Raw genomic sequence first — 17,015 nt, 5'->3', positions numbered from 1 at the left:
TTTCAATGACTGAATGATTTACCCATCTAGACAGGCGTGAAAACAGAATATGAAACTTACAATTAATACGTCATTCCCAGAGAATGGATCAAGTCAATCTTTGTTGATTTTAGTTGACTCAGAACAACTTCAGAATACAACCGCAACCTATCAAATCAATAATTTAGACACATTAATTGAAGCCTCTCAATTCAAGGCAGCGTTGGCGGAAAGCCTGAGCCTGATTGGTCAGGTGAGCCAGTCCAGCCATGCAGCACTAATTGGTTTAGGCAAGGTCGCTGAACTGCAACCGGCAAAACTTGCAAAAATCGCGCAAACTATTATTCAAGTCACTCAAAAAAAATTCAAACAGATTTCTGTAGATCTGACACAACTTCCACAAGAATTCCATTATCTGTTTGCGCTCTTCCTGACTCAGGCCAGCTATGGTTATGATGAATATAAATCCAAGAAGAATGAATTTGTGCTCGAGCAGATCGACCTGATTGCCACCCATAGCGTCTTAACTACCGAGCAGTTGCAACTGGTACAAGCGGTGCAAAGCGGACAAAACCTGGCACGTGATCTGGGTAACCGTCCGGGCAATATCTGTTTCCCTGAATATCTTGCAGAACAGGCGGTGGCTTTGGCGGCCGAATATCCGGAGCTGCTTAAAGTCACGGTACTGGATGAACAGCAAATGGCAGATTTAGGCATGGGAGCCTTCCTTGCGGTAAGTAAAGGTTCAGAGCGTCCAGGTCGTATTATCAGCATGGAATATCAGTCAGAGCGTAGCGAAGCGCCGGTAGTTTTGGTGGGTAAAGGCATTACGTTTGATACTGGCGGTATTTCACTTAAACCGGGCGCAGGCATGGACGAAATGAAATATGACATGTGTGGCGCAGCCTCTGTACTCGGTACGATGCGTGCATTGTGTGAGTCCCGCTTACCTCTGCATGTGGTGGGAACCATCGCTGCAGCAGAAAACATGCCTTCAGGTAAAGCCACCCGTCCTGGCGATATCGTAACGACCATGAGTGGTCAGACGGTTGAAATCCTGAATACTGATGCCGAAGGTCGTTTGGTCCTATGTGATACCTTGACTTATGTAAAACGTTTTAATCCTGCTTTGGTGATTGATATCGCAACCTTAACCGGTGCCTGTGTGGTCGCTTTAGGTTCAGTGCTGACGGGTCTGTTCACGCCAGATGATAAACTGGCAGCAGAACTAGAAGCTGCCGGCCAGCATTCCTTTGACCGGGTATGGCGTATGCCGGTACTGGAAGACTATCAGGAACAGCTTGAATCACCATTTGCCGACATTGGTAATATTGGTGGTCCAAAAGCTGGTTCTGTGACTGCAGCCTGCTTCCTGCAACGTTTTACCCGTGAATATCGCTGGGCACATCTGGATGTTGCGGGTACGGCGTGGAACTCAGGTACCAATAAAGGTGCAACCGGCCGTCCAGTTCCATTATTGATGCAATTCCTGGCCAACCGCGTTCAGTCGAATGGCTAAGGTCAGCTTTTATTTATTTGAAAAAAGCCCTGAACGACAAGTGGACAGCACTTGTCGTTTATGTCGTAAGATTCTGCGTCAGCCGGCGCGGATCTGGTTACTGTGTGCCGATGTAGCGTTACAACAGCAGTTGGATGAACGTCTATGGAGCTTTGACCCCAGCAGCTTTATTCCACATGGTATTGACCAGCCTCAGGCGACGGTCTGTATTTCGGCAACACTGCCGGAACAGTCCGACTGGATTATTTTCAATTTTAATCCGGAAGCACTTGAACCTTACGCAAAATTTAGTCACATTATTGAGATCATTGAAAACCATGAAACGGCTAAACAGCTGGGTCGTGAAAAATTCAAGCAATATCGTCGTTTAGGTATTGAGCCGGACACCCATAAGCTTTAACCGATATCATCCACAAGGAGAGGCACGTGGCATTAAATGTAGGTCCCGATTTTAAACAGCGCTGGTTAAATGTGCCAGAAGCTGTACGTCAGACCTTTATCGATGACCTCTCTCGGATCTGCGATATTTTAAAACCAGAAACGTCTTTGGAAGAATGGCAGAGTCGCGACCAGCGCTTACAGCAGGAATCTGAACGCAAGATTGAAGCTGCCTATGCACAGCGCAAGGCCGAATTAATTGAAGAAGCCCGTATTCGCAAACAGCTCGCGCTTGAAAAAGCCTTAGCCGAGAAACGTGCTGAAGAACAGGCCTATCAAGAACAGCTACGTCATGAGGAACAGCGTAAATTTAGCGAACAGAGTCAGGTGCTGGCTGAAATAAATACGCATCTAGAGGCTGAAGTGCAGCACTACGTCGCACGTTATGCAAAAAATCCTGAGACGACTTTTGATTTTGCCAGAGGTCGTATTCAGATTGAGGATCAGAGCATTTTATCCGAATTAGAAAGTGTGCGTTTACGTCTGGAACTTGAGGCAGAAACCGTGATTGAACAGACCGTGAATGCGCTTCGTGAAAAAATGCGTGCGGCAGCCAAAGAAGAAATCGAGTATATGCTGAAAAATTCTGAATTTTCTGATAAGCCACGTAATATTTAAATGATCCTTCCAGATTAAAAAAAGCCCGAAAATTCGGGCTTTTTTATATTCAGTCATGTCTTAGAAAAAGTCTGCCAGCATAAAGGCGGCATTTCCAAGCAGATAGCCAATGCTTAATAAAGTGCCAATCCAGAGGATACCACCCGCAATATTATAAAAGCTGAATGTGGCAAAACTCATATGCGCTGAACCGGCAGCAAAAGGGCCAAATGAGCGGACAAAAGGAATAAAACGTGCAATTAAAATGGTTTTACCGCCATGTTTCATAAAATAGTGATTGGTTTTCACCATATATTCTGGCTTGAAATAGCGTGAATGTTGATTGAAATATTTTAAACCGAGAACTTTTCCGGTGTAATAATTCACGCTATAGCCTAGCACCGAGGCAGTGAATAACAACAGCCCCATCGAATGCAGGGTCACCAGATCGCTGCTGGCGCACAAAGCTCCCACAGCCAGCAATAGACTGTCGCCGGGCAGGAAAAAGAAAAACACCGAACCGGTTTCTGCAAAAATCACCAGAAACAGGATTGCATAAATCCATACCCCGTATTGATCGAGCAATAGCGGCAATGACTGTTCCAAGTTAAGTAAAAAATCGAGCATTCGACCCGTCCACCAAGGCAATATTTGCAAGTTGAACTGCTGATTATCCCGAAAAATAAAAAAACAGTCTAATTTTTCAATCAGACTGTTCAGTAAATCAACATTTCTCTTATTTTAAGAAACCATTTTCAGCCAGGAAATCCATGCTGATTTTTGATTGCTCAGTAGTTTCAGCGGCTTTATCACCCAGTAATAAACGTTCAATATAACGTGCCAATACATCCACTTCCAGATTGACCTTGCTGCCAACTTTCCAGGTACCTATATTGGTCCGTTCAGCGGTATGCGGAATCAGGTTCAGACTGATCACACTGCCACGCAAATGATTAATCGTCAGGCTAATACCATCAACTGTAACCGAGCCTTTTTCTGCCAGATATTTGGCAATTTCGGCCGGTGCAGTGACTTCATAATAAATCGAACGTGCATCTTCACGAACCAGCGTGATCTCGCCGACTGCATCGACATGACCTGACACAATATGACCACCAAAACGCGTAGTTGGCAACATGGCTTTTTCAACATTGACAGGTTGACCGGCTTTCCAGGTGCCGAGTGTGGTCCGGTTCAGGCTTTCACGGGAAACATCAGCCGCATACCACTTCTCGCCCCAGTCGATCACGGTCAGGCAGATGCCGTTGGTCGCAATAGAATCACCCAGATGTACATCGGACATGTCCAGATCGGTCTGGATGCGTAAACGTACATCACCACCAACGCTTTGCAGACTTTCGACTTTGCCGAGGCTTTCGATAATACCTGTAAACATTTTTATTTCCTTTTCAATTCTTTTACCAGAGGGCCAACTGGGTACTAACGCCGGTCGTATCCACACCACCCAATTCTGCATAATGATGCAGCTGGCTGAGTAATTGACGGATCGGTGGACCTGACTTGGCGTGGGTATCGGTAATCACAATAAATTCCAGCACGCGGGCACGTTCAGACTGGCGCTGTTTGCTAACACGATAACGCGGCACATCCTGGGTCAGCAAAGTCACCCGGCCACGTTTCAGATTGGCCTGTAACAAATCGGTAGCGCTGATATTACCGTCAGTTGAATAACTGGTCAGAATGAAACGTGCATTGATGGTGGCCAACAGGCTCTCGTAAGCTTCTTTGGCATATTTAGAGGAATTGTACTGGCTCGGACGCTCTTTGCGCCATGCCCGGTCAATCCCGCTCTTAAAGCCCTTGGTATCTGGAGTCGGCAAATCGGCCTGATCCCATAAGGTCAGCGCATTCAGCACATGATAATTACTGCTATAGGCATGCTGATTATACGGTGGATCCAGATAAGCCACATCCACTTCAAAACCACTCATCTGGTTGGCCAAATGCTGGGCATCGACACACCACATTTCTGCGGCCATTCCTTTTTTCTGATCCGATTCACAAAAACGACTTGGCGTTAACCATAGTAAAGATTCAATCCGTTCCAGCGCAGTTTGGGTTTTCCCGCCCCAACCATGGTGAAAGCTTTTGAAAACACCAGAAGTATTGCTGACAAAACTGGCGGAATACAGCAAGGGTGCCAGCAAGGCAGACATTTCCACATCATCAATTGCACCTTGTGCCTGCCAGGCTGCAATCTGCTGACGAATCGCATCAATACGCATGCCGTTACGACGTTTAAAGAACAAACGGTCACGGGCGGGATCATAAATTTCATCATTGCGCGGACACAGGTTATGCGTGACCCAGCCTTTCACTTCCGGCAGACGGTTCAGATAATCAATGGCTTTCTGATAACCACCCAATTCTTTAAACGCCGGTGCTTCAGTACAGGCCAGCACCGCATGATTCAATGCATGGCTATAGGGTTCCCAGTCATTGGCAATCACGCGATAACCATTTTGACGGGCTAAGCGTGATACCACACCAGAACCAGCAAAAAAATCAGCAAAAATCGGCGCACGGCCATCTTCACGCTTCAGAGTTCCTGTAATTTCAAGTGCTTCCAGAATCAAATGTAATAAACGGCGTTTGTTGCCCAGATAAGGAACCAGCTGATGGAAAAGATATTCATCGGTGGTACGTGCCGCATGGCGACGTTTATGATAAACCGTAGACTCTGAACTCATAGTGTCTCTTGAAAAGGAATTAACCTGAAGCGCACGTCATCACCCAAGCGGGTCACATCGCGCAGCTTAAATCGGAGTTGTTCTGCCATAAGGCTGAATTCTGCATTAAACATAGTACGTGCAGACTGACCCAATAAGGTCGGTGCAACGTAACTGATCAGTTCATCAACCAATTGTTCTTGTAAAAATGCCGTAGATAAGGTCGCCCCTGCTTCCACCAAGACATCATAAATCTGATGCTGCTCAGCCAGCTGGGACAATAATTGTTTTAAAGGCTGTACCGGCAATTGTAACACACCCAGATCGGCCAGCTCTTGCCGAAAAGGTCCCATCACCAACACGGTGTCGGCTTGCGCTAGAATTTTCGCCGTTAATGGCAAACGCCCCTGACGATCCAAAATGATACGCTTGGGCTGTACTACTGTTTCAATATCTTCAATGCCATCGAGTTGCCGCACATTCAGCTGACAGTCATCGGCCAGAACTGTTTCAATCCCAGTGATGACTGCACCGGAAATGGCCCGCCAATACTGCACGTCCTGACGCGCCTCGGCTCCGGTAATCCATTTCGATTCACCGGATGCCATCGCCGTACGGCCATCCAGACTGGATGCAATTTTAAGTCGCACATACGGCATGCCGGTCGCCATGGCTTTCAGGAAACCTTGATTCAGCTGATGCGCTTGTTCCTGACCAATCCCGACTTCAACATCGATACCGGCATCTTTTAAAATCTGTACACCCTTGCCCGCCACCAGCGGATTTGGATCAGGACAGGCCACGACCACTTTAGCCACACCAGCTTCAACCAGACCCTTGGCACATGGCGGCGTTCGCCCATAATGCGCACACGGCTCCAAAGTGACATACGCGGTTGCACCACGTGCCTGCTCACTAGCCTGACGCAGCGCGAATACTTCAGCATGCGGCTGCCCTGCTTGAGGATGAAAACCCTCACCGATAATGACGCCATCTTTGACAATGACACAGCCGACATTCGGATTGGGCTTGGTCGAGTATTGACCTTGACGTGCCAGTTCAATGGCCCGCTGCATCCAGATTTGATCTTGATTCAGTTCAGCCATACTTATTCTTGTAATTCTCGTTGTTGCATCTGTTCAATCTGATGACGAAAAGCTTCGACATCCTGAAAATCCTGATAGACCGAAGCGAAACGCACATAAGCAACATGATCAAGTGCGAATAAAGACTGCATCACGATTTCACCAATGGTACGAGATTTCACGTCACGCTCACCTAAACGGCGAATCTGTAGCTGAATATCGCTCAGCACCGTTTCAATCTGCTCCTGGGTCACCGGGCGTTTTTGCAAGGCATGCATCAGGGAACGACGTAATTTGGCTTCATCGAAAGGTTCATTCTTGCCATCCGACTTGATGACGCGCGGCATCACCACTTCATAGCTTTCAAAGGTAGTGAAGCGTTCATTACAACTGACACATTCACGGCGACGACGAATCTGACAGCCTTCAGCTGCCAGGCGTGAATCAATCACTTTACTGTCTGCAGTATTGCAAAATGGGCAATGCATAGCGGTTTAATTGAACAAATCCAGATGGATTCCGAGTGTAGCAAAAATTACAAACTTTGTAGAGTTTTACGCAACATATAGAAAAAAAACAGCCCATTCGGGCTGTTTTACACTATATATTGATTATGGTGTATTTATTATTATTCGACACGTTCGCCATGTTGACTTAAATCCAGACCCATACGCTCATCATCAGATGCCACACGGATTCCAATGATCAAGTCGATGACTTTCAGGATAATGAAGGTCATGATCGCAGAGTAAGCAATCGTTGCCAGCACACCTTCCACTTGCACCCAAAGCTGATGCATGACATTGGCAGGAGCATTGTCACCCATGATGAATTCGCTGGCAAAGAAGGCCGTTAAAATCGCGCCAACAATACCACCTACACCATGCAGGCCAAAAGCATCTAAAGAATCATCGGCTTTCAATGCGCGTTTCAGTGCAGTAATCCCCCAGAAGCACACCACACCACCGATCAGACCCATCGCCAATGCGCCGCCTACAGTCACAAAACCTGCAGCTGGAGTAATGACCACCAGACCAGCAACTGCGCCCGATACGCCGCCCAGTACAGAAGCTTTACCACGTGCCAGTTTTTCAGTGATTAACCAGGAGATAGCTGCTGCCGCTGCTGCGACTTGAGTCACGACCAAAGCATAGCCTGCAGAACCGTTGGCACCTAATGCAGAACCACCGTTGAAACCGAACCAGCCTACCCAGAGTAAAGATGCACCGACCACAGTAAGCGTCAGGTTATGCGGTGCCATAGATTCACGGCCCAAGCCCATACGTTTGCCTAACATATACGCTGCGACCAGACCGGCAACACCCGAGTTGATATGTACAACCGTACCACCGGCAAAATCAAGCGCGCCGTCATTACCTAACCAGCCACCACCCCATACCCAGTGGGTAATTGGTGCATAGACAATCACCACCCAAAGTGCGATGAAAGCAACGAAAGCACCAAATTTCATACGCTCTGCAATCGAACCGCTGATGATGGCAACCGTAATGATGGCAAAAGTCATTTGGAAAATCACAAACAGGATTTCAGGAATCGTGCCTGAAAGCGCCTCTGTGGTAATACCGGCCAGCATGAACTTGTCCAGGCCACCTATAAAGGCATTGCCTTCACCGAAAGCGAGGGTATAACCAATAATCACCCAGGCAATACTCACCACCGCCGCAGCAATAAAGCTATGTGCCATCGTCGCCAGAACGTTTTTCTTACGGACCATACCGCCATAAAATAGCGCCAAGCCAGGAATGGTCATGAGTAAAACTAGAGCGGTAGAGGTTAAAACCCAAGCGGTATCGCCGGTATCTAGCGTTGGTTCTTCTTCTGCAGGTGCTGCAGCTTCAACTGGCGCTGCTTCAGCAATTGCTGCTGTAGTGTCTGTTGTTGTATTTGTTGTATCGCCTGCTTCTTCAACAAGCACAATTTCTTCTGTCGGTGTTGTTGCTGTTGCAGCTTCTTCAGCCCATGCAACAGAACCACCAAAAAGAGCGCCGGCCATGCCGAACGCGAGTAGCATTTTTTTCATTCGTATCCCCCAACCAAGTTTTTGTGAGTTATTAGGTACTCAGCAAACTTCGTGCCAAGTTAGACAGCGTCTGCACCTGTTTCACCTGTACGAATACGGATGACTTGTTCCAAGTTAGTAACGAAAATTTTTCCGTCACCGATTTTTCCAGTGCTCGCCACACGAGTAATAGATTCAATCACCGCGTCTACCATTTCATCGCTAATCGCGATTTCAATTTTGACTTTCGGCAAGAAATCTACAACGTATTCAGCACCACGATAGAGTTCAGTATGGCCTTTTTGACGACCAAAGCCTTTCACTTCAGTTACAGTGATGCCTTGAACACCAATTTCAGACAATGCTTCGCGAACATCGTCTAATTTAAAAGGTTTTACAATTGCAGTTACGAGCTTCATGTTTGTTTTCCTTCGGCTTATTTCACCAGTAAGGTTTTACGTTCAAATTTCATGCCAAGATTCCTAAGGTCGGGGGAAATTAGAAAGCCCGGCATGTGGTTTATTTATACCTTATTTTATACGGATAAAGGCTTCGAATCTTCAAAAAATAGACATTTTTTATGTGGATTTTTACAATATCTTTAATCGAATAAGTCTATATTTTGTCTGAAATACTATAGTCTGCATTTTAGCAATGCTAAACTGTCGGTTCCTTTCTACGGCGATGGATCAGACAATGATTGAAACTTTATTACAAGCAATTTTGCAGCAAGTCGAACAACCTAAGAAAGATTTGGAACATAATATCCGTGCCTTGTTAAATGAAGCTGTGGCGAAAATGGATTTGGTGTCTAAAGAAGAAATAGAACGTCAGCGTACTGCCCTAAATAATGCCAATCATCGCCTGAATGATTTGCTCAAACAGGTGGAAGCATTAGAAGAGAGAATTTCGAACAAAAAATAAGCACAACTACAGTGCATAAAAGACACCAGAACTATAAAAATAACGCACCAAATTGGAACAATAATAATGTCTTTTGCCAAAATTTATACGCGAGGCTTGCTGGGCCTGCATGCGCCTTTAATTGAAGTCGAAGTTCATGTCAGTTCGGGTATGCCTTCACTCACTATAGTGGGGCTTCCCGAAGCGGCGGTACGTGAAAGTAAAGACCGGGTCCGTTCTGCCATTTTGAATAGCGGCTTTCAATTTCCAACCAAACGTCTGACCATTAATCTGGCCCCTGCAGATCTGCCAAAAGATGGCTCACGTCTGGACTTACCGATTGCTTTAGGTATTTTAGTGGCCTCTGGGCAGCTGCCTGAAAATTGCACCGAGCATCTTGAATTTATTGGAGAATTGGCCCTCGATGGTCAATTACGTCCTGTCAGCGGCACCTTAAGTATTGCCATTGCCTGTCAAAGTGACCAGCATCAACTGATTTTGCCTGGCCCCAATGCACAGGAAGCCTGTCAGCTCCCAGACTTTAAAGTCTTTGCAGCCAATCATTTAAAAGAAGTGTGTGAACATCTTTCCCAAGCGCAGCGCTTACCGCAAATAGAAGCCAGTCCACTCAATACAGACCATTTTTATAAGTTTGATCTGGCGGATGTAAAAGGACAATTACGACCACGGCGTGGCTTGGAAATTGCTGCGGCAGGTGGTCATTCCCTGCTGTTTCGAGGCCCACCCGGAACAGGCAAGACCTTGCTGGCTTCTCGATTGGCCAGTATTTTGCCACCCTTAAAGACGCAGGAAAATCTGGAAGTCGCCAGTATTTATTCGGTGGCGAATGCCAATCACCCTTTTGGGCAACGGCCTTTTCGAGCACCCCACCATACTGCTTCGGCGGTAGCATTGGTCGGTGGCGGCTCACACCCCAAGCCAGGAGAAATTACCCTGGCGCATTTAGGGGTTTTATTTCTGGACGAACTGCCTGAATTCGACCGCAAAGTTCTGGAAGTCTTACGGCAGCCTTTGGAAGCGAAGGAAATCGTCATTTCCCGAGCATCACGCCAAATTACCTTTCCGGCCAATTTCCAGTTAGTGGCTGCCATGAATCCCTGCCCGTGTGGATATGCCTTTAATCAGGATATCCGCTGCCAATGCTCACCAGAAAGTATTAAACGCTATCAGAACCGGATTTCAGGCCCCCTGCTGGATCGGATTGATTTGCATATTGATGTACCGCCATTACAGGCGCATGAGTTACAGGACAATCGACCTACAGAAAACTCAGAAACGGTTAGACAACGCGTCATTGCAGCCTATGAAATTCAGATGCAACGGCAAAATACCTCGAATATGAGTTTGAGTCCAAAGCAGCTAGAGCAATATGCCGCATTAGATCAGTCTGCTCAGAATATGCTTGAAATAGCTCAACAAAAACTGAATTTATCAGCGCGCGGCTATCATCGGGTCTTGCGTGTTGCACGCACCATTGCCGATTTAAATCAAAGTCCAGATATTCAAAGTCAGCATCTTTCGGAGGCCCTGTCTTATCGCGGGCAGCAGCAGATTTAGATCATTAAAAAAAGGCGACCTAAGGTCGCCTTTTTATCTAAAGAGGATTAGAAGCTATAACCGAGCCCGAATACGACTTTATTCTTTTGTTTTTCATCAAAACGATCATAACCACCCAAAATATAATTCATGCTTGCAGTTACACCTGTGTCACCAAGTGGCTTGCTTAAACCGATGTCAAAATGACGGAAACCAAAACTTTCTGTAGTTCCTTCAATAAAGTCACCTGATTTTTCATAAGCATATAAGCCTAAAGCTGTATCCAAGCTGAAATCTTGTGGTAAAGCATAGCTATAAGTGGCTTTTAAATAGGTATCACCTGCATTGCCCCAAGTGGTATCTTCAAGAAGGGTTTGTGCTGTAACGCCCAAATCTTTATAGCTCATACCCAATAACAGCTCAAATCCATCAGAATTGACATCAGATTCATAATAATAGTAGTAAGTCGTACCGATCGTTAAACCTAAGTCATCATTGACTGCGTGGCTATAGCCAGCATAGAAGTTATTTTCGAAAGCATCACGTCCTTCTTCAGACAAAGTGTAATCTAGCGTAGATCCCCACCAACCTACATAGAAGCCAGACGCATGGTTATAATCGAGTCCACCTTGTAAGGTAGCGCCGCTATTTTCAGGAATGTTAGTAATACCACGCAGGTTATAGCTTGAAAGTACGCTTATATTTCCAGATACCGTATGTTCAGCAACAGGTTCTTCGGCAAAAGAAAAAGAAGATACAGCGCCCAATAAAGCAAGAGATAATACTTTTAATGTTAATTTCATTGTGTGGCTCCCCCAGATCGTCTGAGACGTTTTTATGATCATTGATTAAACTCAAGCTCAAAATTTGCAAGAGCTATGCCAATCTGGATAAAAGGAACCAAAATAATAAATCTAAAAAGAAAAATAAAATTTAAATCATTGTTTTTAAATAAAAATTAAAATTATGAAAAAATGAATTATCTAAGCTTTCTTTTAAATAAATGTAGTTAAGGGTATTTCATCAATTTTTTAATACTTATACATAATCATTTACAATTTGCCCTATTTTGATTCCATTTTTGTAATGATCAAAATTTGTGCTAAAAAATAGTGCGTAATTTTTGATCATATTTTTTGGACTTTCCAAAATAAACAAGCTGATCATATTCATTTCATCACTTCAGAAATATCATTTATACCTGTCAATAGAGTTATGTTTTTACTAACTTTTTACCGACAGGTTGAAAATTAATCACCTCAAATCCTTGCTATTGTTTAATTTGAGTTAAAAAAATCTAAACTTTAGTGGAATATATCTAATAAAAAATGACATTTTTTCAGCATTTCTTATACAATTCCTAAAAAATTCCGATCAATTTGTATAAGGCTCTCTTCCCAATGCAAAATTCAAAAAAATTAACGTTAGCAGTTTTGATTCAGGCTGCTTTGGTTTCTACTGCTTTCGCTAGCGAGCAAAGTGAATCGAAAGGTTTTGTAGAAGATGCAGAAGGTTCTGTACTTTTCCGTACCGGTTATTTGCACCGCGATAAAATCAACTATAACGACAATCAAACCGGTGCACGTGAAGTTGTTAATGATACAAGCTCAGCTGCTCAAACTGCGATCGTTAAATTAGACTCTGGTTTTACCAAAGGTGTAGTCGGCTTTGGTGCGGGTATCATTGGTGATGCATCTTTCAAATTGGGTGAAAATGCACATGCCGGTAATGACATGATTCCTCAACATCCCGATGGTTCAGCTTATGATCACTGGGCACGTGGCGGCGCATATGTAAAAGCACGTGTTTCAAACACGACTGCTACTTATGGTACTCAGGTTTTAGACTTACCTGTACTTGCAAGCAATACTGCGCGTTTAGTACCTGAATACTTTACAGGTGTATTGGTTGAAAGTAATGAAATCGAAAACTTAAGCCTCGTTGCTGGTAAATTTACTGAAAACCAGCGTTCAAGCCAGATCAAATCTGATGGTAATGAATTGGATCGCGCAGTAGTTTGGGGTGCAAAATACAAATTTAATGATGCAGTTAATGCTTCTTATTATGGTACAGACATTAAAGACCGCCTAGAGCGTCATTATGTCAATGCCAATTATAGTTATGCATTGGCGAATGGTAGTACTTTAACTCATGACTTTAGTGGCTATCATACTGATTGGGATAAAAAATCCGACGTCAGTGCATATACATACTCACATACAACTGATGACTTTAATAACTTAAGCAACAATATTTGGGCAATTTCTACGACCTATAATAAAGGCCCACACAATGTCATGCTTGCTTACCAACAAAATACGGGTAATACAGGTTATGACTATGGTTTAGGTAAAGGTGTAGGTGATGGTCATCAAACCATTTATATGCCGAACTCATACCTGTCTGACTTCATTGGTAATGATGAAAAATCAGCACAGCTTCAATACACTTATGATTTCGGTGCAATGAATGTTCCTGGCCTATCTTGGACTTCTGCATTTGTTTATGGTTGGGATATTGATGTTGCTAATCAAAATGATCGCTCTCAATTAATCACTAGTGATGCTCAAGAACGTGAATTCTTTAATCAGGTAAAATATACAGTTCAATCTGGTTTTGCTAAAGACACTAGCTTACGTGTACGTCACTCATACTACCGTGCGAGTGATGAATACCAATACGGAAACTACATTGGTGACACTAATGAATGGCGTATCTGGTTAGACATTCCTGTGAAATTATTCTAATTCACTTGAGTTTCAAGCCATAAAAAAACCTGCACATTGTGCAGGTTTTTTTATTCCAGGCTTTAAAAAGTTAAAACCTGAACGATAAAAAGCAATTATTTATTTGCTTCTGCATAAGCAGCAATTGAGTCCAGTACTTCTTGTTTCGCAACATCAGCACCTTCCCAACCACTCAGCTTGACCCATTTGCCTGGCTCAAGGTCTTTGTAATGCTGGAAGAAATGTTCGATCTGGCTGATCAACAATGGAGGAAGATCAGTATATTCCTGAACATCTTTGTAGATTGGAGTCAGTTTGTCATGTGGAACTGCAACCAGTTTCGCATCAACACCACCATCATCTTCCATGTTCAATTTACCGACAGGACGACAACGAATGACTGAACCTGGCTCTACTGGATGAGGTGTTACCACCAGTACGTCTAATGGGTCACCATCAAGCGATAGTGTGTTTGGTACATAACCGTAGTTTGCTGGGTAGAACATTGCTGTACCCATGAAACGGTCTACAAATAACGCATCAGAATCTTTATCGATTTCGTATTTGATTGGTGCTGCATTTGCAGGAATTTCGATGATCACATAGATATCGTTTGGCGCATCTTTACCCGCTGGGATATTGCTGTAGCTCATAGCATCACTCTTTAACAAATTATATCTTTTAAAAAACCGCGACAATTATAACGGTTTTTAAAGATTTTTTTGGATTTTAAAATATTGAACTGTAAATATGTCCGCAGACCTGATGACTTAAACCAACTTGATGATCAGCAGCAATAAAGCCACCGGACATAGCATCGAGAGCAACCATACAATGGAGCGTAAAGTTGCCCAGTTAGCCAAATAGCAGATTCCGTACAACACTCGAAAAACCAGATAAGCCACACCAAAAATCATGACCAAATCTTGTGATATCACCATGTACTCTGCCATCAAGATCGCAGCAATAAAGAGTGGCAAACTTTCAAAGCTATTCTGCTGGGCAGCATTGGCGCGACTGGCCAAGCCTGAAGACTTTTCTAAAAATGCCCGTGGGTTCTGATTGTCTTTGCTGCTGAAGCCTGCTGATTTTTTTGCAATCAATGTAAACACATAAGGCAAAAGACAAGCGGCCAAAATGAGATAAATAACCCCACTAATGCTGTGCATCTGTTTTTTCTCATGAAAATTTTATCTCTATCATAGCATGGCATTTCGTGAATAAATTTTGTTAAATAGAGTGCTTTTTATTACTTGTTAAGGATTCACTATGGTCGCACCTGATCAAAATGAAATGTTCGATGTCCTCGAGAAACAACGCCAGCATCAACGTCAAGTGGATCGCGTATTAAAAATTGTCCTACCGATCGTGGCATTTTTAATGGCCGTCATTTGTGCCAATATGAATATCTGGTCGCCAATCTTCACCTTTGCCATTTTATGGATTGCCTTTTATTTCGTAGGTATCAAGCGTACGCCTCTCTGGCACTGGCTGGTCGCGATTCTGGTTTATTGTGTGATCGATAACATTCTAAGTTATGGCAGCTTTAATCAAACCGGATTTACCCGTCAGTTTGGCACCATGTTTATCTTCTTGGGGGTGGTTGGCGTAGGCCGTCCGTATTTTGACCGCTGGTTAATGAAAAAATAAAAAGCCTAAATCAAAAAAAGCGCCTAACGGCGCTTTTTTTCTTTGAGGTATTAGGCTGTTTTACGCAGATCTTTACGCAGGATTTTACCTACGTTTGATTTTGGCAATTCATCCATAAACTCGACATAACGTGGACGTTTATAACCGGTCAGGTTTTCTTTAGCAAATGCTAAAACTTCTTCTGTGGTTAAAGATGGATCTTTTTTCACGACAAACAATTTTGGTACTTCACCTGATTTTTCATCTGGCACACCAATCGCGGCCACTTCCAGTACTTTTGGATGAGTTGCTACAACTTCTTCAATTTCAGATGGATAGACGTTAAAACCAGACACTAGAATCATGTCTTTCTTACGGTCTACAATTTTCACATAACCACGTGAATCCATGACACCGATATCACCGGTACGGAAGAAGCCATTCACCATGACTTTTTCAGTTTCATCCGGACGGTTCCAATAGCCTTTCATGACCTGAGGACCACGGATTGAAATTTCACCTTGCTCACCCAGTGGAACTTCATTGCCTTCATCATCCAGAATAGCCACTTCAGTCAATGGTAATGGAATACCAATAGTGCCACTGAATTCTTCAGACGCAGGTGGGTTTGCTGTTGCCACCGGAGAAGTTTCAGACAAACCATAGCCTTCAACGATATTGGTTCCGGTAACTTTCTTCCATGCTGCTGCAGTAGAAGGAAGTACGGCCATACCGCCGCCCATCGCCATTTTCAGTTTACTATGATCAAGTTGCTTAAACTCTTCATTGTTTACCAGCGCATTGAAAAGTGTGTTCACTGCCGGGAAGAAAGTCGGCTGGTATTTACGTAGCTCTTTCATCACCGCAGGTAAATCACGCGGGTTTGGAATCAGAACATTCGCCTGACCTTTGTACATACCGTAAAGTGCGCATACCATGAATGCAAAGATATGATAAAGCGGCAAAGCACAGAAAATACGGTCATCTGGCTGACCATCTTGCGCACCAAATTTACTCTGGAAGATGCCGTCACACTGCAGCATGTTCGCAACCAGGTTACGATGTGTCAGTTCAGCGCCTTTAGATACGCCTGTGGTACCACCTGTGTATTGAAGAACTGCTGTATTGCTAAGGGTCAATTCAGGGCGTTTATAGTTACTTGGATTAACTTTAGATAACGCCGCATTAAATCTCACATGGCCTGGAATATCCCAAGCTGGAATTTGCTTGCGCACAGAACGCAAGACAAAATTTACCAAAGTTCCTTTCAAGGCACCCAGCATGTCACCGACAGAAGCGACCACGACATGCTTCACTGGTGTTTTACCAATAATCGCTTGATAAACAGAAGCAAAGTTTTCAATAATCACCAGTACTTCAGCACCTGAGTCATTCAATTGATGCTCAAGTTCACGCGATGTGTAGAGTGGATTCACGTTGACCAATACCAAACCTGCGCGGAACACCCCAAGTGCCACAACCGGATACTGAAGAACGTTTGGCATCATCACTGCCACACGTGAACCTTTTGCCAACCCCAAGCTTTGTAGATAAGTTGCAAACTTACGGCTCGCCTCTTCCAGTTCATTGAAAGTCATTGCCTTATCCATAAAGATAAAGGCATCACGCGAGCCGAATTTTTGGAAATTACGCTCAAAAACATCTACTAGAGAAGTATTTTCTGCTGGTAATTCTACTGTTTCTGGAATCCCTGTTTTTTGGTATTCAGCAAACCAAATTTTTTCCATAATGGCCATCTCTCCAATCATAATCCTTAGTATTTCAACTGTTTTTTTCAATATCACACGCCATTTTTAGACTTGTATATGTGCGATATTGCATCCATCTTGTTGAATCGTTGTTCATATATAA

At 44.0% G+C, this 17,015-nt stretch carries 18 protein-coding genes; 7 read left to right on the top strand and 11 right to left on the bottom strand.

The features are described 5' to 3' along the window. The first annotated feature begins 49 nt into the window (after positions 1-49). The 3 genes from ACO1B7_RS08125 to blhA are packed head-to-tail and all read left to right on the top strand — an operon-like array spanning position 50 to position 2,554. Positions 50-1,498 carry a leucyl aminopeptidase gene (locus ACO1B7_RS08125; RefSeq protein WP_423090031.1) on the top strand — a complete coding sequence of 483 codons (1,449 nt, stop codon included), beginning with the start codon at positions 50-52 and terminating at the stop codon, positions 1,496-1,498. Beyond that, positions 1,491-1,898: a DNA polymerase III subunit chi gene (locus tag ACO1B7_RS08120; RefSeq protein WP_423090030.1), complete on the top strand. Its 408-nt coding sequence runs from the start codon at positions 1,491-1,493 to the stop codon at positions 1,896-1,898. Before ACO1B7_RS08125 ends, ACO1B7_RS08120 begins: the two co-directional genes overlap by 8 nt. 26 nt (positions 1,899-1,924) lie before the next feature. Further along, positions 1,925-2,554 (top strand): cell division protein BlhA, encoded by a 630-nt coding sequence (gene blhA / locus ACO1B7_RS08115; RefSeq protein WP_423090029.1) that lies wholly within the window; start codon positions 1,925-1,927, stop codon positions 2,552-2,554. A 60-nt stretch (positions 2,555-2,614) separates the two neighbouring features. Here blhA and ACO1B7_RS08110 read toward each other — a convergent pair whose 3' ends face one another. From ACO1B7_RS08110 to glnK, 7 genes are all read right to left on the bottom strand, one after another. After that, complete coding sequence (locus tag ACO1B7_RS08110) at positions 2,615-3,160, bottom strand: VTT domain-containing protein (RefSeq protein WP_005248429.1); 546 nt, start codon at positions 3,158-3,160, stop codon at positions 2,615-2,617. Positions 3,161-3,269: 109 nt separating this feature from the next. Continuing rightward, positions 3,270-3,929, bottom strand: a complete 660-nt coding sequence (locus tag ACO1B7_RS08105; protein ID WP_086044359.1) for a riboflavin synthase — start codon at positions 3,927-3,929, stop codon at positions 3,270-3,272. Between the two features lie 22 nt (positions 3,930-3,951). Continuing rightward, positions 3,952-5,244 carry a DNA adenine methylase gene (locus tag ACO1B7_RS08100; protein WP_086044358.1) on the bottom strand — a complete coding sequence of 431 codons (1,293 nt, stop codon included), beginning with the start codon at positions 5,242-5,244 and terminating at the stop codon, positions 3,952-3,954. Continuing rightward, a complete protein-coding gene (gene ribD / locus ACO1B7_RS08095; protein WP_086044357.1) occupies positions 5,241-6,329 on the bottom strand; it encodes a bifunctional diaminohydroxyphosphoribosylaminopyrimidine deaminase/5-amino-6-(5-phosphoribosylamino)uracil reductase RibD in 1,089 nt (362 codons plus the stop codon). Before ribD ends, ACO1B7_RS08100 begins: the two co-directional genes overlap by 4 nt. Positions 6,330-6,331: 2 nt before the next feature. Further along, entirely contained in the window at positions 6,332-6,796 is a 465-nt protein-coding gene (gene nrdR / locus ACO1B7_RS08090; RefSeq protein ID WP_004281044.1) for a transcriptional regulator NrdR, read from the bottom strand. A gap of 140 nt (positions 6,797-6,936) precedes the next feature. Then, a complete protein-coding gene (locus ACO1B7_RS08085; RefSeq protein ID WP_086044356.1) occupies positions 6,937-8,349 on the bottom strand; it encodes an ammonium transporter in 1,413 nt (470 codons plus the stop codon). 59 nt (positions 8,350-8,408) lie between these two features. Further along, positions 8,409-8,747: a P-II family nitrogen regulator gene (glnK, locus tag ACO1B7_RS08080; protein WP_004281042.1), complete on the bottom strand. Its 339-nt coding sequence runs from the start codon at positions 8,745-8,747 to the stop codon at positions 8,409-8,411. A gap of 277 nt (positions 8,748-9,024) precedes the next feature. Between glnK and ACO1B7_RS08075 the strand changes: the two genes are divergently transcribed. After that, complete coding sequence (locus ACO1B7_RS08075; protein ID WP_004732524.1) at positions 9,025-9,252, top strand: accessory factor UbiK family protein; 228 nt, start codon at positions 9,025-9,027, stop codon at positions 9,250-9,252. Between the two features lie 66 nt (positions 9,253-9,318). After that, positions 9,319-10,809: a YifB family Mg chelatase-like AAA ATPase gene (locus ACO1B7_RS08070; RefSeq protein ID WP_364484362.1), complete on the top strand. Its 1,491-nt coding sequence runs from the start codon at positions 9,319-9,321 to the stop codon at positions 10,807-10,809. 47 nt (positions 10,810-10,856) lie between these two features. Here the strand turns inward: ACO1B7_RS08070 and ACO1B7_RS08065 are convergent, their stop codons facing one another. After that, the gene (locus tag ACO1B7_RS08065) at positions 10,857-11,591 is read right to left on the bottom strand and encodes a TorF family putative porin (protein WP_216986391.1); all 735 of its coding nucleotides are present in this window, start codon (positions 11,589-11,591) and stop codon (positions 10,857-10,859) included. Between the two features lie 597 nt (positions 11,592-12,188). On the opposite strand from ACO1B7_RS08065, the gene ACO1B7_RS08060 reads away from it, so the two are divergent. After that, positions 12,189-13,535 carry an OprD family outer membrane porin gene (locus ACO1B7_RS08060; protein ID WP_085064600.1) on the top strand — a complete coding sequence of 449 codons (1,347 nt, stop codon included), beginning with the start codon at positions 12,189-12,191 and terminating at the stop codon, positions 13,533-13,535. A gap of 95 nt (positions 13,536-13,630) precedes the next feature. On the opposite strand, the gene ppa is transcribed toward ACO1B7_RS08060, so the two are convergent. Further along, positions 13,631-14,167, bottom strand: coding sequence for an inorganic diphosphatase (ppa, locus tag ACO1B7_RS08055; protein WP_004281037.1), 537 nt, complete (start codon positions 14,165-14,167; stop codon positions 13,631-13,633). 117 nt (positions 14,168-14,284) lie between these two features. Continuing rightward, positions 14,285-14,683 carry an MAPEG family protein gene (locus ACO1B7_RS08050; protein WP_216986392.1) on the bottom strand — a complete coding sequence of 133 codons (399 nt, stop codon included), beginning with the start codon at positions 14,681-14,683 and terminating at the stop codon, positions 14,285-14,287. 100 nt (positions 14,684-14,783) lie between these two features. On the opposite strand from ACO1B7_RS08050, the gene ACO1B7_RS08045 reads away from it, so the two are divergent. Next, on the top strand, positions 14,784-15,164 hold the full coding sequence (locus tag ACO1B7_RS08045) for a hypothetical protein (protein ID WP_004732541.1): 381 nt from the start codon (positions 14,784-14,786) through the stop codon (positions 15,162-15,164). A 50-nt stretch (positions 15,165-15,214) separates the two neighbouring features. Here the strand turns inward: ACO1B7_RS08045 and ACO1B7_RS08040 are convergent, their stop codons facing one another. After that, positions 15,215-16,891 carry an AMP-binding protein gene (locus tag ACO1B7_RS08040; RefSeq protein WP_423090028.1) on the bottom strand — a complete coding sequence of 559 codons (1,677 nt, stop codon included), beginning with the start codon at positions 16,889-16,891 and terminating at the stop codon, positions 15,215-15,217. Positions 16,892-17,015: the final 124 nt, after the last annotated feature.

Source organism: Acinetobacter lwoffii (assembly GCF_049367455.1).
Classification (GTDB): domain Bacteria; phylum Pseudomonadota; class Gammaproteobacteria; order Pseudomonadales; family Moraxellaceae; genus Acinetobacter; species Acinetobacter lwoffii_W.
The sequence above is the reverse complement of the archived record's forward strand: the minus strand, read 5'-3'. Positions and strand labels throughout refer to the sequence as shown.